The following is a 19,302-nucleotide window of genomic DNA, read 5'->3' on the forward strand; positions in this document are numbered from 1 at the left end:
GCTCATATCCGCAGCCCCTGCGCGTCGAAACGGTGCAGCTTGCTCTCGTCCGGGGTCAGGAAGATCGTATCGCCATGGCGCACCGGCATCTCGCCGTCCACACGCACGGTCAGCGGCTCATCGCCCAGCCCGTGATCATGCACATGCAGGAAGGTGTCGGACCCGAGGTGCTCGGCCACGCCCACCCGGCCCTGCCACAGCCCGCTCTCGGTCGAGGCCGCCAGATGCTCGGGCCGAATACCGATGGTCGCCACGCCGTGTTTGTCGGCCTCGGCGCCGCGGATCAGGTTCATCTTCGGCGAGCCGATGAAGCCCGCGACGAACTCATTCTGCGGCGTGTGGTACAGATCCAGCGGCGAGCCCACCTGCTCGATATTGCCCGCGCGCAGCACCACGATCTTGTCGGCCATGGTCATCGCCTCGACCTGATCGTGCGTCACATAGATCATCGTCGTTTTCAGCGCGTTGTGCAGCTCGGAGATCTCCAGCCGCATGTTCACCCGCAGCGCCGCGTCGAGGTTCGACAGCGGCTCGTCGAAGAGGAACGCCGAAGGCTCGCGCACGATGGCGCGCCCGATGGCGACCCGCTGCCGCTGGCCGCCCGAAAGCTGCCCCGGACGCCGGTCGAGATAATCCGTCAGGTTGAGCGATTTCGCCGCCGCCTCGATGCGGCGGTTCTGCTCGTCCTGCGGCATCCCCGCCATCTTCATCGGAAAGGCGATGTTCTTGCGCACCGACATATGCGGATAAAGCGCGTAGCTCTGGAACACCATCGCCAACCCGCGCTTGGCGGGGGGCATGTCGGTGGCGTCCTCGCCGTCGATGCGGATCTGGCCCGAGGTCACGTCCTCAAGCCCCGCGATCAGCCGCAGCAGCGTGGACTTGCCGCAGCCCGAAGGGCCGACGAAGACCACAAACTCGCCGTCGTTGATGGTCAGATCCAGCGGCGGGATGACGTTCACTTCGCCGAAGCTCTTGGTCACCTTGTCGAGGGTGATGCGTCCCATGTCTCTGGTCCTTCTTATTTAACCGCGCCGAAAGTCAGGCCGCGGACAAGTTGCTTCTGGCTGAACCAGCCCATGATGAGGATCGGCGCGATGGCCATGGTCGAAGCCGCCGAGAGCTTGGCGTAGAACAGGCCCTCGGGGCTGGAGTAGGAGGCGATGAAGGCCGTCAGCGGCGCCGCCTTGGCCGCCGTCAGGTTCAGCGTCCAGAACGCCTCGTTCCACGCGAGGATGATGTTGAGCAGCAGGGTCGAGGCGATCCCCGGCACCGCCATCGGCGTCAGCACGTGAATGAGCTCGTTCTTCAGCGACGCCCCATCCATGCGCGCGGCCTCGAGGATCTCACCGGGGATTTCCTTGAAGTAGGTGTAGAGCATCCACACGATGATCGGCAGGTTGATCAGCGTCAGCACGATCACCAGACCCAGCCGCGTATCGAGCAGCCCGGCGTCGCGGAACAGCAGGTAGATCGGCACCAGCACACCGACGGGCGGCAGCATCTTGGTGCTGAGCATCCACATCAGCACGTCCTTGGTGCGCTTGCCCGGCACAAAGGCCATGGCCCAGGCCGCCGGGATTGCGATCAACAGGCCGATCACGGTCGAGCCCAGCGAGATCACCACCGAGTTCCAGAAGTGCCGGAAGTAGTTCGAGCGCTCCTGCACCGTGGCGTAGCTTTCGAAGGTCCAGTTCGAGAAGAGCACCTCGAAGGGCGTTTTGATCGCGTCGCCCTCGGATTTGAACGACAGGATCACAATCCACAGGATCGGGAAAAAGATCGCGATCCCCACGAGCCAGGCCAGAACGGTCACCACCGCCTTGCGCCGGTTTGTCACTGCGCGCGCCATCTCTCAGCCCCTCCCATTCATTGTTCGAAAAATACGCCCGCCGGAGGCGTCCGCGGCCGCAGGCCGCGCTGTGCTGCGCATCGTCATCGCTCAGGCCTCCAGGTTCTTGCCGATCATCCGCATCAGGAAGATCGCCACGATATTGGCGAGGATGATCGCCACCACGCCCCCGGCAGAGCCGCCACCCACGTCGAATTGCAGCAGCGATTGCATGTAGATGAGGTAGGTCAGATTGGTCGACGCCACGCCCGGACCGCCGTTGGTGGTCACCAGGATCTCGGCAAAGACCGACAGCAGGAAAATCGTCTGGATCAGGATCACCACGGTGATCGCCCGCGCCAGATGCGGCACCATGATGTAGAAGAAGCGCGACAGCGGCCCGGCGCCGTCCATCTCGGCGGCCTCCAGCTGTTCCTGGTCCAGCGACTGCAGCGCGGTCAGCAGGATCAGCGTCGCGAAGGGCAGCCATTGCCAGCTGACAATGAAGATGATCGACCCCAATGGCGCCTGCGCGAGGAAATCATAAGGTTGCAGGCCAAAGAACTTCGCCAGATGCGCGAAGAGGCCATTCACCGGGTTCATGAACATGTTCTTCCAGACCAGCGCCGAGACGGTGGGCATGACGAAGAACGGCGCGATCACCAGAATGCGGACGATGCCCTGCCCCCAGAACGGCTGGTCCATCAGCAGCGCCAGCAGCGTGCCGCCCACGGTGGTGATCAGCAGAACACCCCCCACCAGCAGCAGCGTATTCCACAGCGCCGCCGAGAAGGCCGGATCGGTCAGGAAGAAGCGGTAGTTGGTCCAGCCGGTGAACTCTTCCATGCCCGGCATCAACAGATTGTAGCGCAGGAACGAGAAATAGAGCGTCATCGACAGCGGGATGATCATCCAGCCCAGCAGCAGCAGAACTGCGGGCGAGATCATGAGCCGGGCGGCGGCACGCGAAGCTTTGGTGGCCATGGCCTGTCTCCCTGTGGAATGAAACCTTCCGGAGCGATGCGGCAGAGGGGGGCGCCGTCATCTCTCCGGAAGAAGGTTGGTCCGATGCGTGACGCGGGTCCCGGTGAGGTGAGACCCCCGCTGCGGTGCGCGCTCTGGCGGCACGCTCCCGCCGCGGTTCGAACCGGTGAAGCCTCCGAAACTGTGGAGGTGGCGGGCCCCGGTCCCCGAAGGGACCTCCATCTGGAGCAGGCCCGCCCGCTTCGGGGCTTACTTGATGTAGCCGGCCTTCATCATCTCACGCTCGGTGAGCATCTGTGCCGACTGCAGCGCCTGCTCGGCAGTCACCTGCCCGGCCAGCGCGGCCGAGAACTGCTGGCCGACAGCGGTGCCGAGGCCTTGGAACTCGGGGATGGCGACGAATTGCACGCCCACATAGGGCACTTCGTCGACGGTCGGGTTCTGCGGATCGGCGGCGTTGATCGAGTCCAGCGTCATCTGTGCGAAGGGTGCCGCCTCGAGATACTCGGGGTTCTCATAAAGCGAGGTGCGGGTGCCCGGCGGTACGTTCGCCCAGCCCTCTTTTTCCGCCACAAGCTCGAGGTACTCTTTCGAGGTCGCCCATTCGACGAAGGTCTTGGCCGCGTCTTCCTTCTGGGTGCCTGCCGGGATGCCGAGGTTCCAAGCCCAGAGCCAGTTGCCGCGCTTGCCAAGCCCGTTGTCCGGCGCCAGCGCAAAGCCGACCTGATCGGCGACCGAGGATTCCTCGGCATTGGTCACGAAGGACGCCGCCACGGTGGCGTCGATCCACATGCCGCATTTGCCCGACTGGAACAACGCGAGGTTCTCGTTGAAGCCGTTCGACGACGCGCCCGGCGGGCCGTAGTTGTTCATCAGCTCAAGGTAGTCGGTCAGCGCCGCGTTCCATGCGTCGCTGTCGAACTGCGGCTTCCAGTCCATGTCGAACCAGCGCGCGCCGTAGGAGTTGGCCATGGCGGTCAGGAAGGCCATGTTCTCGCCCCAGCCCGCCTTGCCGCGCAGGCAGATGCCGTAGACTTCACCCTCCTTGTCGGTCATCGCCGCCGCGGCTTCCTTGATGAAGTCCCAGGTCGGCGCCTCGGGCATTTCCAGACCGGCAGCGTCCATCAGGTCCTTGCGGTACATGACCATCGAGCTTTCGCCGTAGAACGGCGCCGCGTAAAGCGAGCCGTCGATGGTCAGACCGCCGCGGATCGCCGGCAGCAGATCGTCGGTGTCGTAGCTCTCGGGCATGTCGTCGAGGCTGACCAGCCAGCCGCGCTCGCCCCAGATCGGAACCTCATAGGTGCCGATGGTCATCACGTCGAACTGGCCGCCCTTGGTGGCCACGTCCTGCGTCACGCGCTGGCGCAGCACGTTCTCTTCCAGCGTCACCCACTCGACCTTGATGTCGGGGTGCTGCTCGTTGAAGGCGTTCATCAGACCCTGCATGCGGATCATGTCGCCGTTGTTCACCGTGGCAACGGTGATGGTGGTTTCGGCCATGGCCGCGGTGGAAAGCGCACCGAGCGCGCACGCGCCCATCAGCGCGCGAATGGTAACTGACATGAGAAATCCTCCCTGAATTCCGACACTGGACAATCGAGGTTGAGCAACTGCCCGCGTGCTGGGCAAAAGCTCACCCAACGACACGAGTCGAGTCAAGCCCAATTTGGCGTCAAAAGCTTTAGGAAGTGCTGAGGATTTCGGCTGCGGTCAGTTCGTCGGTAACCAAACCCTGCACCAGTCGACCTTTAAGAGCAGCGCGCAAGGCTTTGATTTTGCTGACACCTCCAGCCACGCAGATCACCGGGTTCTGGTTCTGCGGCACGCGCACGCCAACCATGAACTCATTTACCGGATGCTCGAGGTAGCGGCCCTCGGAATCGAAGACATGGCCGCCCAACTCGCCCGCAGCGCCAGCGGAACGCAGGCTACTCAACTCATCGGCGGTAATGAACCCGTCCACGAACAGCGGCGCGTCATCCGCCATCTGCCCGATTCCGACCACGGTGACATCCGCCTCCTTGGCCAAGGCGCGCGAGCTGACCACATGCGGCAGGCTGCGATAGGTGGCAAACTCTTCGGCGTCGCGCGCCATCACCGGCACCGACATCGGGTAATGCGGCGCGCCGGTCTTGTCGGCGATGCGCATGATGACCTCGTAGAAGGACGCCGACCCGTCCGGCGCGACGTTGCCAATCAGCGAGACCATGCGGTGGTGCCCGGCGTTGATCGTCTGCATCTGCTCGATCATCGCGCGCAGCGTCCGCCCGGTGCCGAGCGCGATCAGCTGCGGCGTGGGATTGGCGAAGATGCGCTCCATTTCGGCGGCGGCAAAGGGCGCGATGGCCCGCAGCGCGTCCTGCCCGCCGTCGGCGCGTGGCGCCACCCGCGCCCGCACCAGCCCAAAGCGCTGGCGCAATTGCTGTTCAAGCTCGAGACATTCGGCGATCGGGTGGTCGATGCGCACCTTCACCAGCCCCTCGGCCATGGCGCGCGCCACCAGACGCTGCGCGCGCTGGCGCGAAATCCCAAGCTCGTCGGCGATCTGATCCTGCCGCAGCCCGCCCACGTAATAGAGCCATGCGGCCCGCGCCGACAGGTCCTGCGGCGAGGCTTCCCCCTCATCGATGCTGCGCAAGGCCATGATCACTCCCCCCTGATAAAAGCCTGTGGTGCAAGATGCGGAAGTTCCGCGAAACTTGCAAATTGTCGGTGCGGCAGCGCGTCCGGGTCCGCGGCCACCGCGCCCTCGGCCATATGGCTGCCGCCGGTGAACTGCCAGACCTGCATCCCCGCCGCGAGCCCCGCGGCGATGCCCGCCAGCGAGTCCTCGATCAGCAGGCAACGCTCTGGCGCGATGCCAAACTTGCCCGCCGCGTGCAGCGGAAGATCCGGCGCGGGCTTGCCGCGCGCCACTTCCGATGCCGTCGTGATGCAGCCCGCAAACGCCTCGGTGAGGCCGGTCATCGCAAGGCTGGAGGCGACCCGCGCCGGACTGGAACTGGTCGCCAGCCCGTAAGGCACCCGCAACGCGCCCAGCACCTCGCGCAGATGCGGCATCACCCGCAGCCCCTCTGCCTCGAAGGCGGCCAAGAGCCGGGCGCGGTAGTCGGCCTCGAAGCCCTCGGGCAGCAGAATGCCGAATTCCTCGCGGATTTGCGCCAGAACCACCGGGTAGCTGCGGCCCAGAAAATGCCGCGACACATAAGGGATATCGACGCTCACCCCATGTTGCGCCAGTTCGGCAACCAGCATCCGCAGCGAGATGATCTCGCTGTCCACCACCACGCCGTCGAAATCGAAAAGCACCAGCTCTATCGGCTGTGTCACGCCCGCCCCCTCGTTATGTCAACATAACGACAGAAGCCGCGCCCGGCGGCAACCCCCGGAAACTGCGTATTTGCGGGAACAATGAAAGGCAGGACGCGGCGCCTGCACGGGCCGCCAAACGCGAAAAGGGCCGCGGCAATGCCCGGCCCCTTTCATTGTTCTTCAAATACGCATCGGACGGCCTCAGCCGAGCGCCACGCCCTCGCGCCCTGCCAGATCGAGGAAGAACTGCCAGGCGACCCGGCCCGAGCGCGCGCCGCGCGTGGCCTGCCATTCGATCGCCTCGGCGCGCAGGCGCTCTTCGTCGATGCTCACGCCATGGGCCGCGCAATAGCCGCGGATCATGTCGAGATATTCATCCTGCGAGCACGGATGGAAGCCCAGCCACAGACCGAAGCGGTCCGACAGCGAAACTTTCTCTTCGACCGCCTCAGAGGGGTTGATCGAGCTCGACCGCTCGTTCTCGATCATATCGCGCGGCATCAGGTGGCGGCGGTTCGAGGTGGCGTAGAACAGCACATTGTCGGGCCGCCCTTCGATGCCGCCGTCGAGCACCGCCTTGAGGCTTTTGTAGTGCTGGTCGTCATGGCTGAACGACAGATCGTCGCAGAACAGCACGAACCGATGCGGCGCGCCGCGCAGCACGTTGAGCAGGCGGCTGACCGAAGGCAGATCCTCGCGCTGCAACTCGACCAGCTTCAGCCGCTCGCCCCGCTGCAGCGCCTCGGCGTGCACCGCCTTGACGATGCTCGACTTGCCCATGCCACGCGCGCCCCAGAGCAGCGCATTGTTGGCGGGCAGCCCGCGGGCGAACTGCAGCGTGTTCGACAGCAGCGTGTCGCGCGAGCGGTCGATGCCCACCAGAAGATCCAGCGCCACGCGGTTCACCTGCGCCACCGGCTCCAGCCGGTCGGGCTCGGTGTGCCACACGAAGGCGTCCGCCGCGTCCAGATCCGGAGCGGCAAGCGGCGCCGGAGCCATACGCTCCAGCGCCGCCGCGATGCGTTTCAACGCGTTACTCGTCACGGGATCCGGTCCTCCTGACCTTCGTCTTCATCCTCGTCCTCGAACCAGAGGCCCTGCGCCTTCAGCTCTTTCTCGCGCTTCTTCTCGACGATGCGCACAAGGAAGATCGACACCTCGTAGAGCCCGTAGACCACCACGAAGAGGATCGCCTGCGTGGTCACATCCGGCGGGGTGACCAGCGCGGCCAGCACGAGGATCGCTACCACGGCGTATTTGCGCACCGAGCCGAGACCCGCGGCAGAGACCAGCCCCGCCTTGCCCATAAGGGTCAGCAGCACCGGCAGCTGGAAGCACAGGCCAAAGGCGACGATGAACTTGAGCGTGATGTCGAGGCTCTCGTTCACCTTGCCGAAGAAGGTGATCTTCATGCCCTCGGTGGTCTCGGGGACCACCGCGGTGTCGGCGGGCAGGTTCGACGGAATGCCGTCGGTGGCCTGCGCCAGAAGGTTGGCGAAGATCGAGCTGACGTCGGCGAAGCCGAGGAAGAACTGCATCGCCAGCGGAGTCACCACGAAATGGGCAAAGCTGGCGCCGAGCAGGAACATGATCGGCGAGGCGATCATGAACGGCAGGAAGGCGTTCTTCTCGGATTTGTAGAGCCCCGGCGCCACGAAGCGCCAAAGCTGGAACGAGATCACCGGGAAGGCGAGCCCGAAGCCGAACACCATCGAGATGCGGAACAGGGTGAAGAGATATTCCTGCGGCGAGGTGTACTGCATGGTCGGCGACGGATCGCCAAGCGCACGCAGCGTCTGCTCGATCGGCCCGAGCAGGAACTGCAGGATCGGCTCGGCCACCGTGAAGGCAAGCACGATGCCGACGATGAAGGCCGCAACAGCGCGAATGAGCCGCGTGCGCAGCTCGGCCAGATGCTCGATCAGCGGGGCCGAGCTGTCCTCGATCTCGTCATTGTCGATCTGGCTCATGCCTCACCGTCTTTCTTCATCGCCGCTTCCAGCTCTTCGGCCTTCTTGGCGGCGTCCTCGGCGCGTTTCGCCGCGGCCTCTGCCTCACGCTTCTGGCGGTCGGCGGCAGCGCGGGCGGCACTGGCCTCGATCTTCTGCTTGTTCTCGGCCCGCTCTGCGTCGAGCGCGCCGGGATCTTCTTTCAGCCCTTCGGACTTCTTCGGCGGCGTCGGGTCGGTCATCGACTTGGCCGCGTCGCGCACCCCGTCCATGGCCGAGTTCACCGGGTTGGTCGCCGTCTTCAGCGTCTTGGCCACGTCACGCACGCCTGCTTCATCCGCGGCGTCGTTCATTGCGCGGGTGAACTCGCGCGCCATTCCGCGCGCCTTGCCCATGAAGCGCCCCATATTGCGGAACAGCACGGGCAGATCCTTCGGACCAACGACGATCAGCGCAACGATGCCGATCACCATCAGTTCCGACCAGCCAAGATCGAACATGGATCAGACCTTGTCTTTCTCGCTCTCGGGCGTGACGTCCTTGGCCTCTTCGGCTTTCTCGTCCTCGAGTTCCTTGCCGCCCTCGCTCACGCCCTTCTTGAACGCGGTGATGCCCTTGCCGACTTCGCCCATCAGGCTGGAAATCTTGCCGCGGCCGAACAGAACCAGCACCACGACCGCGATCAGAAGAAGGCCGGGAAGGCCGATATTGTTGAGCATGTCCTTAGTCTCCAATTCGCCGCCCACTGTCCCAGGCCATCGGCCCCCGGGCGGCACGTCGCACTTTGTTCCCCGGTTTCTAGGCATCTTCCACGCGACACGAAAGCGTCAAAGCCTGTCATCGCCCGCGCCGCCGGGGGTTTTCTTTCGGCTTTGTGACAGTATCTTGTCAGGTGCCAATAATCTGTCAGTTGGGCCACGCGCAGTGAGTCGCGAAATGCCCGAATCGCCGCCCCAAGGAGCCCGCGTGATGAAGAAGACCGACCGCCTCTATGCGCTGATGCAGCGGCTGAAGGATGGCGCGCTGCACACCGCCGAGGCGCTGGCCGAAGACTTGGGGGTTTCGGTGCGGACCATCTATCGCGACATGGACACGCTGGCCGCCTCGGGCGTGCCGATCGAGGGCGAGCGCGGGCGCGGCTACACCGCGCGCGCTGCCTTCACCCTGCCGCCGCTGAACCTGAGCGAGCTCGAGCTCGAAGCGCTGCACCTCGGCCTTGCCGCCGTCGGTCAGGGCGGGATGCCGGATCTGGCGCAGGCCGCCGAGAGCCTTTCGGCCCGCATCGACGCGCTGCTGCCCGAGGATGGCGAGACGCAGGGGGCCTTTGGCTTTGCCACCTATCCGTTCCGCGATGCCGCCGAGGGGTTTCGCTTCATGCCCGACTTCCGCGCCGCGATCCGCGCCCGGCAAAAGCTGCGCGTGACGCTGAAGGATCGCACCGAGCCGCAGGAGTTGCGCCCGCTGCACATGGACTACTGGGGCCGGATCTGGACCTGCATCGCGTGGAACGAGACGGCGCGCGGCTTCGAGACCCTCCGCATCGATCAGGTCAGCGCCGTGACGCCCCTGCCCGGCCTCTTCGTCGATGAACCGGGCAAGAGCCTCGCCGATTACCGCGCGCAGGCCCGCTGAGCGCGCTTCGCGCTTGACCGAAGGGCCTTGCCGCGGCGACGCTGAGATATGGATCAGAGCGTTGCCACACGGGGCTTTTTCCCCTCCGAATACCACAGCCGGCTGGAGCGGGCGCAGGCACGCATGGCCATGTCGGGGATCTCTGCGCTGCTGCTGACGACCGAGCCCGAGGTACGCTATTTCACCGGCTTCCTGACACGGTTCTGGGAAAGCCCGACGCGGCCATGGTTCCTTGTGGTGCCGGCCGAGGGCGATCCGGTGGCGGTGATCCCCTCGATCGGCGCGCATCTGATGGCGCAAAGCTGGATCACCGACATCCGCTGCTGGAGTTCCCCCGATTACGAGGACGACGGCATCTCGCTGCTGGCCGAGGCGCTGGCCGAGGCGGTGCCGCCGGGCGAATGGGTCGGCGTGCCGAGCGGCGGCGAGACTCATCTGCGCATGCCACTCACCGACTGGGAGGCGCTGAAGCACCGGCTGCCCGACCGGCTGTTCGGACCCGATGCGGGGATCATGCGCAAGCTGCGTATGGTGAAATCCGAGGCCGAGATCGCCTGCATCCGCGCCGCCTGCGACGTCGGCACCCGCGCCTTCGCCCGGCTGCCCGAGATCCTGCGCCCCGGCGTGCCGCTGTCGGAGGTGTTCCGACGCTTCCAGATCCTCGCGCTGGAGGAAGGTGCCGATTGGGTGCCCTATCTGGCCGGGGCTGCCGGACCGGACGGCTATGGCGACGTGATCTCTCCGGCCAGCCAGACGCCGCTCTGCGAGGGCGATGTGCTGATGCTCGACACCGGGCTGATGCGCGATGGATATTTTTGCGATTTTGACCGCAACATCTCGCTCGGCACCGCCGCGCCCGGTGTTCTTGATGCCCATGCGCGGTTGCTAGATGCGGTGCAGGCGGGGTTCGCCGCCGCCCGCCCCGGTGCCCGCGCCAACGATCTGTTCCGGGCGATGGCCGCGATCACCGGCGGGTCGGACGTCGGGCGGCTGGGCCATGGGCTGGGCATGCAGCTGACCGAGCCGCCTTCGCTCATCGCCGCCGATGACACGCGGCTGGAGCCGGGCATGGTGCTGACGCTGGAGCCGGGGATCGCGCTCTCTCCCAGCCATATGCTGGTTCATGAGGAGGACATCGTGATCACCGAAACCGGTGCCGAATGGCTCACCATCCCCGCCACCAGCCTGCCGGAGGTGCCGGTATGAGCGATGCCCTGAAAGGACTGCACTTCCCGCATGAACTGGACCCGGTCCGCGCCGCGCAGGTTGGTCTGATCGTGCTGCAGTCGGATGAGACCATCGAGACGGATTTCCGCCAGTTGATCCCGACCGAACTGGAACTTCTGGTCAGCCGCATCCCCTCAGGCGCCGAGGTTACGCCCGACACGCTGGCGGCGATGGAGGGCTATATGACCGCCTCTGCCGCGCTTTTCCCGCAGGGCGCAGATCTGGCGGCGGTGGGCTATGGCTGCACCTCGGGCACCGCGCAGATCGGTGCCGCGCAGGTCGCCGCGCGCATCCGCAAGGCCATCGACGTGCCGCAGGTGACCGAGCCCGTCTCGGCCCTCATCGCCGCCTGCCGCAGCCTTGGCGTGCGGCGGCTGGCGATGCTGTCGCCCTATCTGCCCGAGGTCTCGGAGCGGCTGCGCGAGGTGCTGGCGGCGGCGGAGATCGACACGCCGGTCTTCGGCAGCTTCGAGATCGAGGAAGAGGCCCGCGTGGTGCGCATCTCGGCAAGCTCGATCGTCGAGGCGGGCGCGGCGCTGATCGCGCAGGCCCCCGAGCCGGTGGACGCGCTCTTTTTGTCGTGCACCAACCTGCGCGCCCTGCCCGCCATCGATGCGCTCGAGGCCGCGACGGGGCTGCCAGTGCTGGCCAGCAACAGCGTTCTGGCGTGGCATCTCGCGCGGCTCGCCGGTCAGCAGGCGCGAGGGCCGGGCCGCCTGCTGCGCGCCAGCCCGCCGCCGCTGCGCGCCGCCGAGTAAAATCTGTCCCTAAAATGTGCCGGAAAAGCCGCTCTGCGCGGCGGATCCGCGATTGACGCAAGAGGCCTCAACAGGCATCGAGCCGCTAAGATTCGCCCGCAGCCCGCCCCTCCTTAGATCGCCCCCCATTTCGCCCCGGAGGCCCTCATGTTCCAGCTAGTCACCAGTGTCTGGTCGCTTCTTCTTGGCGTCTTCCTGATCATGATCGGCAACGGCATGCAGGCCACGCTGATGGGCGTGCGCGGCGATATCGAGGGGTTCTCTACCTTCGAGCTGTCGCTGATCACCTCGGGCTATTTCCTTGGCTTCCTCGTGGGCTCGCGGCTGACGCCGAAGATGATCCGCAAGGTCAGCCACGTGCGGGTCTTCGCGGCGCTCGGCTCGATGATGTCGGCGCTGCTGATCGCCTTCCCGCTGCTGTCGGACCCGTGGAGCTGGACCGCGCTGCGGGTGCTGCTGGGGTTCTGCCTGTCGGGGCTCTATGTGACCTCGGAAAGCTGGCTCAACGACCGCGCCACCAACCAGACGCGCGGCACGCTGCTGTCGGCCTATATGGTGGCGCAGACGCTGGGCATGGTGGCGGCGCAGGGCCTGCTCAACTTCGGCGACGCGGCGGGGTTCTCGCTGTTTGTGGTCGCCTCGATCCTCGTATCGGTGGCCTTCACCCCGGTGCTGCTGTCGGCGGTGCCGATCCCGGCGGTGGAATCGATTAAGCCGATGAGCCTGCGCCAGCTTTACGACCGTTCGCCGCTGGGCACGATCGGCACGCTGCTGCTGGGCGGGGTGTTCTCGGCGCAGATGGGCATGGCGGCGGTCTATGGCGCCAAGGTCGGGCTGTCGGTGCAAGAGATCTCGGGCTTCGTGGCGGCGCTCTTCATGGGCTCGTTCCTGTTCCAGTTCCCGGTGGGCTGGCTGTCGGACCTGATGGATCGCCGGGTGATGATCCTGACGCTGGCGGCGGTGGGCGCGCTCACCTGCGGCATCGCGTTTTTCTACAGCCAGTCGCTCACCGCGCTGCTGGTGGCCGGTCTGATCATGGGCGGCATGGCCAGCCCGCTCTATTCGCTCTTCATCGCCTACACCAACGACTACCTCGAGCTTGAGGACATGCCCGCCGCGGCGAGCGGCATGGTGTTCATCTATGGCGTCGGCGCCATCGCGGGGCCGCTGGTCACCGGTCAGGCCATGGACATCGCCGGGCCGCAGAGCTTCTGGGCGGTGCTGACCGTGCTTTTCGCGATGATCGCGATCTATACCGCGTGGCGCATGACACGCCGTCAGGCGGCGGATGGCGATGGGTCGGCCTATCTCAACGTTCTGCCCAACTCGTCGACCGTCGCGGTCGGTGCCGCCTATGAGTGGTACGCCGAGGCCGCCGCCGAAGAGGAAGCGGCCGCCGAGGCGGAAGAGAATGCCGGAACGCAGGGCCACTGACGCCCTGCCGCGCATCAAAAGCCATCATTGCCAGACATGAAAAAACGGGCCCGAAGGCCCGTTTTCTTTTACCTCAAAGACCGCTGCGCGATCAGGCCGCGGCTTCGGCCTTGGCGCTGGCGAGATACTCCAGCAGGTTTTCCGGGCTGGACACGCCATAGGGGTCTTCGCCGTGGTTGTCGCACAGGCCCGGCTCTTCGAACCATGCCTCGACCACGCCGTCGTTGATGATCGCCGCATAGCGCCACGAGCGCATGCCGAAGCCGAGGTTGTCCTTGTTCACCAGCATGCCGATGCGGCGGGTGAACTCGCCCGAGCCGTCGGGGATGACCGAGACGTTCTCGAGGTTCTGCGACTTCGCCCATTGGTTCATCACGAAGCTGTCGTTCACCGACATGCAATAGATCGCGTCGATGCCCTGCGCGCGGAAGGTCTCGGCGTTCTTCTCGAAGCCCGGCAGCTGGTAGGTCGAGCAGGTCGGGGTGAAGGCGCCCGGCAGCGAGAACAGGATGACGCGCTTGCCTTTGAAATAATCGGCAGTGGTCATGTCCTGCCAGCGGAAGGGGTTCGGACCTTCGATGGACTCGTCACGCACGCGGGTGCGGAAGGTGACATTGGGGAGGGCGACACCGGCTTTCATGGCACAGGTCCTTTCGTGTAACTGGCACTTCGATTTCCTCCCTGACGCTGGGATAATTTCGCCGCTCCGAAGACGCAACCGCCGATCTTGCCCCGGGTGCCGCAGCGATGCACAAGCGGGCCTGCCTGCTCAGCAATTGCGCTTTGTGCCGGATCGGCGTAGGGGACCATAACGTATCTGCCGTCCCGCAGCCGGACCGGGCCCGGGCGCAGGGGTGGAACCTGCGCGGACAACGGTCTATCTTGCGGGAAACCTGACCCACATCGCGGGGGAAACGCTTTGCGAGACCTGAAGATCCCGGCGCAGCGCCATCCGGAAAAGGCGCATCGGCCCGACAATGCCCAGCCCAAGAAACCGGACTGGATTCGCGTCAAGGCGCCCGGCGGCGCGGGCTATAACGAGACCCGCCGCATCATGCGCGAGCATGGTCTCGTCACCGTCTGCGAAGAGGCTGGCTGCCCGAACGTGGGCGAGTGCTGGAGCCAGGGCCACGCCACCATGATGATCATGGGCGACATCTGCACCCGTGGCTGCACCTTCTGCAACATCGCCACCGGCCGCCCCGACACGCTCGACGTCTTCGAGCCGGGCCGCGTCGCCGACTCGGTCGCCAAGCTGGGGCTGAATCACGTGGTGATCACCTCGGTGGACCGCGACGACCTCGACGATGGCGGGGCCGAGCATTTCGCCCAGACCATCCGCGCGATCCGTCACCGTGCGCCTGCCACCACCATCGAGATCCTGACGCCCGACTTCCTCAAGTCGAAGCCCGGCGCGCTGGAGACCGTGGTTGCGGCGCGCCCCGATGTGTTCAACCACAACCTCGAGACCGTGCCCGGCCTCTACCCCGAGGTGCGCCCCGGGGCCCGCTACTTCCACTCGCTGCGCCTGCTGCAGCGCGTGAAAGAAATGGACCCGCATATCTTCACCAAGTCGGGCATCATGGTCGGCCTCGGCGAAGAGCGTCAGCAGGTCGTGCAGGTGATGGACGATATGCGCGCCGCCGACATCGACTTCCTGACCATCGGCCAGTACCTGCAGCCGACGCCGAAGCACCACCGCGTTGACCGTTTCGTCACGCCCGACGAGTTCGCCTCGTATGAGAAGACCGCGTTCGGCAAGGGCTTCCTGATGGTCTCGGCCACGCCGCTGACCCGCTCGAGCTATCACGCGGGCGATGATTTCGCGCGGCTGCGCGAGGCCCGCGAGGCCAAGCTCGCCAAGGCCTGAGCGCGGCGCATCTTCGCAAAACGGAAACGCCCTCGCAGTCATCTGCGAGGGCGTTCGTCATTTAAACCGTCCCTAGGTGGGCCGTCCCCTTGGACCGGTATCGGTCCTCGTCTTCTTGCGCCTTAATCCCTGCGCCCAAGTCCGAAGACCGAGCACAGCCCCACGATCAAAAGCAGCAGCGACGCTCCCAGCCGCCAGAGCGACAAACCCTCGCTTGCCTCAGGCATCAGCCACAGCGCGAAGGCCGAGAGCGCCAGAAGAAATCCCACCATCTGCGTCAGCACGCGCAGCCCCAGCATCACCGGATCATTGGTCTCCGTAAAGCGGGGGTCCCCCATCGACATCGTGCTTCCTCCAACTCGTCACGTTCTTAACGAAGAAAGGTTTTGACGCCGAAACGCGTCAGGAATGGGGCACGACCGGGGAAGACCCCCGGCGATTTCGCGCCCTGCCCCGAGGTCATGCGCCGCAAGTCCTAACGCAAGGTTTCGGCGCCGCAGAGGCGCGCTCATCAAGCGGCCCATCAAGGGTTGAATCCCCCGCCCAAGGGTGTATAGAGCGCCATCCCTCCGCGAGATCACGTGAACCGCGCAGTCTCTCGTGGGCAGGTGCGGAGTGGACTGCCTGCCCTATGAAATGCGCCCGGACAGAAATGGAGCACACATGCCGCTTTATGAGCATGTTTTCATCACGCGTCAGGATCTTTCCAACGCGCAGGCTGAAGGCCTTGTCGAACACTTCGGCACCGTCCTTTCGGACAACGGCGGCAAAGTCGTCGAATCCGAGTACTGGGGCGTGAAGACCATGGCCTACAAGATCAACAAGAACCGTAAAGGCCACTACGCCTTCCTGAAGACCGACGCTCCGGCGACTGCGGTTCAGGAAATGGAGCGTCTGATGCGCCTGCATGACGACGTCATGCGCGTTCTGACGATCAAGGTCGAAGAGCACGCCGAGGGCCCCTCGGTGCAGATGCAGAAGCGCGACGAGCGCGAAGGTCGCGGCGAACGCCGTGGCCGTAACTGATCTGAACGAGAGGAGCTAAACAATGGCTGCAAAACCGTTTTTCCGCCGTCGCAAAGTCTGCCCCTTCTCGGGCGACAACGCACCCAAAATCGACTACAAGGACACCCGTCTCCTGCAGCGCTACATCTCTGAGCGCGGCAAGATCGTCCCGTCCCGCATCACCGCAGTGTCGGCAAAGAAGCAGCGTGAACTGGCCCGTGCCATCAAGCGCGCCCGCTTCCTCGCCCTGCTGCCCTACGCCGTGAAATAAGGAGAGAGACCCATGCAAGTCATTCTTCTGGAACGCGTGGCCAAGCTCGGCCAAATGGGCGATGTCGTTGACGTGAAGCCCGGCTTCGCGCGCAACTACCTGCTGCTGCAGGGCAAGGCACTGACCGCGTCGAAAGAGAACATCGCGCAGTTCGAAGAGCAGAAAGCTCAGCTCGAAGCGCGTAACCTCGAGAGCAAAAAAGAAGCCGAAGCGCTCGGCGAGAAGCTCGGCGGCCAGCAGTTCGTCGTGATTCGTCAGGCGTCCGATGGCGGCAACCTCTACGGTTCGGTCACCACCCGTGACGCCGCAGACGTCGCCACCGAGGAAGGTTTCTCGATCGACCGCAAGCAGGTCATCATCCGTCAGCCGATCAAAGAGCTCGGCCTGCACGAGGTGGAAGTTCACCTGCACCCCGAGGTGATGGTCACCATCAACCTCAACGTCGCACGTTCGCCCGAAGAGGCCGAACTGCAGGCGTCGGGCAAGTCGATCCAGGAACTCGCCGCTGAAGAAGAAGCACAGGCCGAGTTCGAGATCTCGGAACTGTTCGACGACATCGGCAGCGCCGCATCGGACGACGACGACGCTCCGGCAGCCGCCGAAGCCGAAGAGACCGAAGACAACGCCTGATCCTTTCGGATCATCGCGAAATGTCGAGACCGCGCCGGAGCTTTCCGGCGCGGTTTTTCTTTGTGCGCTGACCTGATTGCTCAGCCCATGCTGGTCCGGTCCCGGCGCATCTGAGCGCGCCGCTGGTCGTCGCGCCAGCTGATCAGCGCCGCAACGCTCCACGCCGCGCAATACCCCGCCCCGGCCGCCAGAACCAAGCCGCCGTGAATAGGCCCCACCCCCGCCCGCTCGATCAGCTGCACCGGCGCGGTCAGCGGCTCGGGGTGGACCAGCAGCTTGCCGATATAGGCGACGCTCTGGATCAGCAGAATCCACACGTAATTGCGCCGGATGCGCCGCCCGATCGCCACCCAGAGCGAGACGTGGTAGCGCGGCTTCCAGTAATCCTCGGCCAGCGTCTGCTGCCAGCCCTCCTCCATATGCAGATCGCCGTCGTGCAGCATGGGAGCAAAGAAATGCGTCTCCATCCAGCGGCAGCGCGCGCGCCAGACGTTGAAGTAGCGATAGCGCCGCGCCTCCTGCATCAGGAAGAACAGGATCAGAATGCCGACAAGGATCAGCGGCAGCGGCGAGGCGGCGGGCGAGCTGTAGGAGATCGACAGCGCGATCCCCAGCGTCACCACCGCCCAATTGGTGGTGGTGTCGAGCCGGGTGCGCCAGATGGTCGAGCGATAGACCTCGCCGCGATAGAGATGCGACAGCGCGGTGATCTCCGAGCTGTCGAGCATCTTGCGCGGCTTCTGCGCGGCACGGGGCTCGGGTCCGTCCATGATCTCCTCCGGGGTCGCCTCCGGGCACCCAAGATCACATGCAGACCCCGGCTGCGGCAAGGAAATTCGCCGCCGCAGTGCCGCAAACGCAAAAGGGCCGCCCCTGCGGGCGGCCCTCAATCCTGCGCCAATGGCGCCGGAAATTACTCTTCGTCGAGCTCTTCGACGGCCTTCTGGAGGTCTTCTTTCGAGACTTCCTTTTCGCTCACATTCGCGCCTTCGGCGATGTGATCGATGACCTTGTCTTCGAAGATCGGCGCGCGCAGCTGCTGCTGCATCTGAGCGTTCTGGCGCACGAAGTCGAAGAACGCGCGCTCCTGACCCGGGTACTGACGCGCCTGCATCATGATCGCCTGGGTCATCTCCTGATCGGTCACCTCGATCTCGGCTTTCTGGCCGATCTCGGCGAGCAGCAGGCCAAGACGCACACGGCGCTCTGCAAGCTTGTTGTGCTCGTCGGTGGGCTCGATCTCGCCGTGGTCGTGACCGTGATCGTCCGGGTGCTCTTCGTGGTAGAGCTGGTGCGCGATCTGCTTGGCTTCGGCTTCAACGAGGCTCGGCGGCAGTTCGAAGGAGACCTGCTCGTCCAGCGCGTCGAGCATGGCGCGCTTCATCACCTGACGCGATGCGCCGGTGTATTCAGCTTCCAGACGCTCACGGATCTGGCCTTTCAGCGCCTCGAGGTCCTCGGCACCGAATTTCTTCGCCAGCTCGTCGTCGATCTCGGCAGCAACGGGCTCTTTCACGGCCTTGACGGTCACGTCAAAGACAGCGGCTTTGCCTGCGAGGTTCTCTGCGCCGTACTCCTCGGGGAAGGTGACCTCGACGGCCTTCTCTTCCTCGACCTTCACGCCGACCAGCTGCTCTTCGAAGCCGGGGATGAAGGAGTTGGAGCCGAGCACCAGCGGGTAGTCTTCCGCCGAGCCGCCTTCGAAGGCTTCACCGTCGACCTTGCCGACGAAGTCGATGACCACCTGATCGCCGTCTTTCGCCTTGGAGCCCTTGCGGCGGTCCTTGAAGTCCTGCGCGTTCTCGGCCAGCTGTGCCAGCGCCTCGTCGACGGCGGCGTCATCGGCCTTCACCACGAGCTTCTCGAGGGTGATTTTCGACGCGTCCACGTCCGGAACTTCCGGCAGCTTCTCGTAGCTCATCTCGACCGCGACGTCGTCGCCTTCTTTCCAGTCCTCGTTGGTCATCTTGACCTGCGGCTGGAGCGCCGGACGGTCGCCCGACTTCTCGAAGTGCTCGTTCATCGCGCCGTCGATGGCTTCCTGCATGCTCTCGCCCAGCAGACGCTGGCCGAACTGCTTCTTGAGCAGCGGCATCGGGACCTTGCCCTTGCGGAAGCCCTTCATCTCAATCTCAGGCTGCGCCTCGGCGAGCTTCTCGTTCACCTTCGCGTCCAGCTCTTCGGCGGTGAGGATGAGCTCGTACGCGCGCTTCAGACCTTCGTTCAGCGTCTCGTTGACCTGCATGCCAATTCCCTTGTGGTCGTGATGCGAGGGCACGGAATCCGGCCCACCGCGAAATTCGAATTTGCGGTCTTCTATGCGTCCCCGAAGGCCCTTGCAAGGCGGAAACGCGCCTCTGGCGCGGGCTCTGGCGGCTTTGCGGGCACAATCCGCC

Annotated in this window: 22 protein-coding genes; 8 read left to right on the plus strand and 14 right to left on the minus strand. The window is 65.0% G+C overall.

The window, feature by feature from the left end; genetic code table 11:
• Positions 1-2: 2 nt before the first annotated feature.
• From AYJ57_RS01595 to AYJ57_RS01640, 10 genes are all read right to left on the minus strand, one after another.
• A complete protein-coding gene (locus tag AYJ57_RS01595; protein ID WP_066100254.1) occupies positions 3-1,007 on the minus strand; it encodes an ABC transporter ATP-binding protein in 1,005 nt (334 codons plus the stop codon).
• Positions 1,008-1,021: 14 nt separating this feature from the next.
• Positions 1,022-1,852 (minus strand): carbohydrate ABC transporter permease, encoded by an 831-nt coding sequence (locus AYJ57_RS01600; RefSeq protein WP_066100257.1) that lies wholly within the window; start codon positions 1,850-1,852, stop codon positions 1,022-1,024.
• A gap of 90 nt (positions 1,853-1,942) precedes the next feature.
• A complete protein-coding gene (locus tag AYJ57_RS01605) occupies positions 1,943-2,815 on the minus strand; it encodes a carbohydrate ABC transporter permease (protein ID WP_066100260.1) in 873 nt (290 codons plus the stop codon).
• A 249-nt stretch (positions 2,816-3,064) separates the two neighbouring features.
• Complete coding sequence (locus AYJ57_RS01610; RefSeq protein WP_066100263.1) at positions 3,065-4,381, minus strand: ABC transporter substrate-binding protein; 1,317 nt, start codon at positions 4,379-4,381, stop codon at positions 3,065-3,067.
• 118 nt (positions 4,382-4,499) lie between these two features.
• Positions 4,500-5,462: a sugar-binding transcriptional regulator gene (locus tag AYJ57_RS01615; RefSeq protein WP_066100264.1), complete on the minus strand. Its 963-nt coding sequence runs from the start codon at positions 5,460-5,462 to the stop codon at positions 4,500-4,502.
• Between the two features lie 2 nt (positions 5,463-5,464).
• Entirely contained in the window at positions 5,465-6,148 is a 684-nt protein-coding gene (locus tag AYJ57_RS01620; protein ID WP_083191117.1) for an HAD family hydrolase, read from the minus strand.
• 183 nt (positions 6,149-6,331) lie between these two features.
• Positions 6,332-7,129 carry an ATP-binding protein gene (locus AYJ57_RS01625; protein WP_157374102.1) on the minus strand — a complete coding sequence of 266 codons (798 nt, stop codon included), beginning with the start codon at positions 7,127-7,129 and terminating at the stop codon, positions 6,332-6,334.
• A 41-nt stretch (positions 7,130-7,170) separates the two neighbouring features.
• A complete protein-coding gene (tatC, locus tag AYJ57_RS01630) occupies positions 7,171-8,100 on the minus strand; it encodes a twin-arginine translocase subunit TatC (protein WP_066100269.1) in 930 nt (309 codons plus the stop codon).
• Complete coding sequence (gene tatB, locus AYJ57_RS01635) at positions 8,097-8,579, minus strand: Sec-independent protein translocase protein TatB (protein WP_066100272.1); 483 nt, start codon at positions 8,577-8,579, stop codon at positions 8,097-8,099. Before tatB ends, tatC begins: the two co-directional genes overlap by 4 nt.
• A 3-nt stretch (positions 8,580-8,582) precedes the next feature.
• Positions 8,583-8,798 carry a twin-arginine translocase TatA/TatE family subunit gene (locus AYJ57_RS01640; protein ID WP_066100275.1) on the minus strand — a complete coding sequence of 72 codons (216 nt, stop codon included), beginning with the start codon at positions 8,796-8,798 and terminating at the stop codon, positions 8,583-8,585.
• Positions 8,799-9,048: 250 nt separating this feature from the next.
• Here AYJ57_RS01640 and AYJ57_RS01645 point away from each other — a divergent pair, with 250 nt between their 5' ends.
• From AYJ57_RS01645 to AYJ57_RS01660, 4 genes are all read left to right on the plus strand, one after another.
• The gene (locus tag AYJ57_RS01645; RefSeq protein ID WP_066100278.1) at positions 9,049-9,711 is read left to right on the plus strand and encodes a helix-turn-helix transcriptional regulator; all 663 of its coding nucleotides are present in this window, start codon (positions 9,049-9,051) and stop codon (positions 9,709-9,711) included.
• Between the two features lie 48 nt (positions 9,712-9,759).
• The gene (locus tag AYJ57_RS01650) at positions 9,760-10,917 is read left to right on the plus strand and encodes a M24 family metallopeptidase (protein WP_066100281.1); all 1,158 of its coding nucleotides are present in this window, start codon (positions 9,760-9,762) and stop codon (positions 10,915-10,917) included.
• On the plus strand, positions 10,914-11,696 hold the full coding sequence (locus tag AYJ57_RS01655; protein WP_066100284.1) for a maleate cis-trans isomerase family protein: 783 nt from the start codon (positions 10,914-10,916) through the stop codon (positions 11,694-11,696). The genes AYJ57_RS01650 and AYJ57_RS01655 overlap by 4 nt, the downstream gene beginning before the upstream one ends.
• Positions 11,697-11,843: 147 nt before the next feature.
• Positions 11,844-13,130: an MFS transporter gene (locus AYJ57_RS01660; protein WP_066100287.1), complete on the plus strand. Its 1,287-nt coding sequence runs from the start codon at positions 11,844-11,846 to the stop codon at positions 13,128-13,130.
• A 91-nt stretch (positions 13,131-13,221) separates the two neighbouring features.
• Here the strand turns inward: AYJ57_RS01660 and AYJ57_RS01665 are convergent, their stop codons facing one another.
• On the minus strand, positions 13,222-13,770 hold the full coding sequence (locus AYJ57_RS01665) for a peroxiredoxin (RefSeq protein WP_066100290.1): 549 nt from the start codon (positions 13,768-13,770) through the stop codon (positions 13,222-13,224).
• A 279-nt stretch (positions 13,771-14,049) separates the two neighbouring features.
• Between AYJ57_RS01665 and lipA the strand changes: the two genes are divergently transcribed.
• A complete protein-coding gene (gene lipA / locus AYJ57_RS01670; RefSeq protein WP_066100294.1) occupies positions 14,050-15,000 on the plus strand; it encodes a lipoyl synthase in 951 nt (316 codons plus the stop codon).
• Between the two features lie 122 nt (positions 15,001-15,122).
• Here lipA and AYJ57_RS01675 read toward each other — a convergent pair whose 3' ends face one another.
• Positions 15,123-15,344 carry a hypothetical protein gene (locus AYJ57_RS01675; RefSeq protein WP_066100297.1) on the minus strand — a complete coding sequence of 74 codons (222 nt, stop codon included), beginning with the start codon at positions 15,342-15,344 and terminating at the stop codon, positions 15,123-15,125.
• Between the two features lie 319 nt (positions 15,345-15,663).
• On the opposite strand from AYJ57_RS01675, the gene rpsF reads away from it, so the two are divergent.
• From rpsF to rplI, 3 genes are read left to right on the plus strand one after another with little or no spacing between them, the layout of a single operon-like run.
• On the plus strand, positions 15,664-16,026 hold the full coding sequence (gene rpsF / locus AYJ57_RS01680; protein WP_066100300.1) for a 30S ribosomal protein S6: 363 nt from the start codon (positions 15,664-15,666) through the stop codon (positions 16,024-16,026).
• Between the two features lie 22 nt (positions 16,027-16,048).
• On the plus strand, positions 16,049-16,276 hold the full coding sequence (gene rpsR / locus AYJ57_RS01685) for a 30S ribosomal protein S18 (protein WP_005982441.1): 228 nt from the start codon (positions 16,049-16,051) through the stop codon (positions 16,274-16,276).
• Between the two features lie 12 nt (positions 16,277-16,288).
• Positions 16,289-16,906: a 50S ribosomal protein L9 gene (gene rplI / locus AYJ57_RS01690; RefSeq protein WP_066100302.1), complete on the plus strand. Its 618-nt coding sequence runs from the start codon at positions 16,289-16,291 to the stop codon at positions 16,904-16,906.
• Positions 16,907-16,986: 80 nt separating this feature from the next.
• Here rplI and AYJ57_RS01695 read toward each other — a convergent pair whose 3' ends face one another.
• The gene (locus AYJ57_RS01695; protein WP_066100304.1) at positions 16,987-17,676 is read right to left on the minus strand and encodes a DUF2270 domain-containing protein; all 690 of its coding nucleotides are present in this window, start codon (positions 17,674-17,676) and stop codon (positions 16,987-16,989) included.
• Positions 17,677-17,819: 143 nt separating this feature from the next.
• Positions 17,820-19,151, minus strand: a complete 1,332-nt coding sequence (gene tig / locus AYJ57_RS01700; protein WP_066100307.1) for a trigger factor — start codon at positions 19,149-19,151, stop codon at positions 17,820-17,822.
• Between the last annotated feature and the right edge of the window lie 151 nt (positions 19,152-19,302).

Source organism: Salipiger sp. CCB-MM3, assembly GCF_001687105.1.
Lineage (GTDB): Bacteria > Pseudomonadota > Alphaproteobacteria > Rhodobacterales > Rhodobacteraceae > Salipiger.

Coding starts and splice junctions, on each gene's coding strand:
- AYJ57_RS01595 (WP_066100254.1), bottom strand. CDS start 1,007: ATGGGACGCATCACCCTCGACAAGGTGACCAAGAGCTTCGGCGAAGTG.
- AYJ57_RS01600 (WP_066100257.1), bottom strand. CDS start 1,852: ATGGCGCGCGCAGTGACAAACCGGCGCAAGGCGGTGGTGACCGTTCTG.
- AYJ57_RS01605 (WP_066100260.1), bottom strand. CDS start 2,815: ATGGCCACCAAAGCTTCGCGTGCCGCCGCCCGGCTCATGATCTCGCCC.
- AYJ57_RS01610 (WP_066100263.1), bottom strand. CDS start 4,381: ATGTCAGTTACCATTCGCGCGCTGATGGGCGCGTGCGCGCTCGGTGCG.
- AYJ57_RS01615 (WP_066100264.1), bottom strand. CDS start 5,462: ATGGCCTTGCGCAGCATCGATGAGGGGGAAGCCTCGCCGCAGGACCTG.
- AYJ57_RS01625 (WP_157374102.1), bottom strand. CDS start 7,129: ATGGCTCCGGCGCCGCTTGCCGCTCCGGATCTGGACGCGGCGGACGCC.
- tatC (WP_066100269.1), bottom strand. CDS start 8,100: ATGAGCCAGATCGACAATGACGAGATCGAGGACAGCTCGGCCCCGCTG.
- tatB (WP_066100272.1), bottom strand. CDS start 8,579: ATGTTCGATCTTGGCTGGTCGGAACTGATGGTGATCGGCATCGTTGCG.
- AYJ57_RS01640 (WP_066100275.1), bottom strand. CDS start 8,798: ATGCTCAACAATATCGGCCTTCCCGGCCTTCTTCTGATCGCGGTCGTG.
- AYJ57_RS01645 (WP_066100278.1), top strand. CDS start 9,049: ATGAAGAAGACCGACCGCCTCTATGCGCTGATGCAGCGGCTGAAGGAT.
- AYJ57_RS01650 (WP_066100281.1), top strand. CDS start 9,760: ATGGATCAGAGCGTTGCCACACGGGGCTTTTTCCCCTCCGAATACCAC.
- AYJ57_RS01655 (WP_066100284.1), top strand. CDS start 10,914: ATGAGCGATGCCCTGAAAGGACTGCACTTCCCGCATGAACTGGACCCG.
- AYJ57_RS01660 (WP_066100287.1), top strand. CDS start 11,844: ATGTTCCAGCTAGTCACCAGTGTCTGGTCGCTTCTTCTTGGCGTCTTC.
- AYJ57_RS01665 (WP_066100290.1), bottom strand. CDS start 13,770: ATGAAAGCCGGTGTCGCCCTCCCCAATGTCACCTTCCGCACCCGCGTG.
- AYJ57_RS01675 (WP_066100297.1), bottom strand. CDS start 15,344: ATGTCGATGGGGGACCCCCGCTTTACGGAGACCAATGATCCGGTGATG.
- rpsF (WP_066100300.1), top strand. CDS start 15,664: ATGCCGCTTTATGAGCATGTTTTCATCACGCGTCAGGATCTTTCCAAC.
- rpsR (WP_005982441.1), top strand. CDS start 16,049: ATGGCTGCAAAACCGTTTTTCCGCCGTCGCAAAGTCTGCCCCTTCTCG.
- rplI (WP_066100302.1), top strand. CDS start 16,289: ATGCAAGTCATTCTTCTGGAACGCGTGGCCAAGCTCGGCCAAATGGGC.
- AYJ57_RS01695 (WP_066100304.1), bottom strand. CDS start 17,676: ATGGACGGACCCGAGCCCCGTGCCGCGCAGAAGCCGCGCAAGATGCTC.
- tig (WP_066100307.1), bottom strand. CDS start 19,151: ATGCAGGTCAACGAGACGCTGAACGAAGGTCTGAAGCGCGCGTACGAG.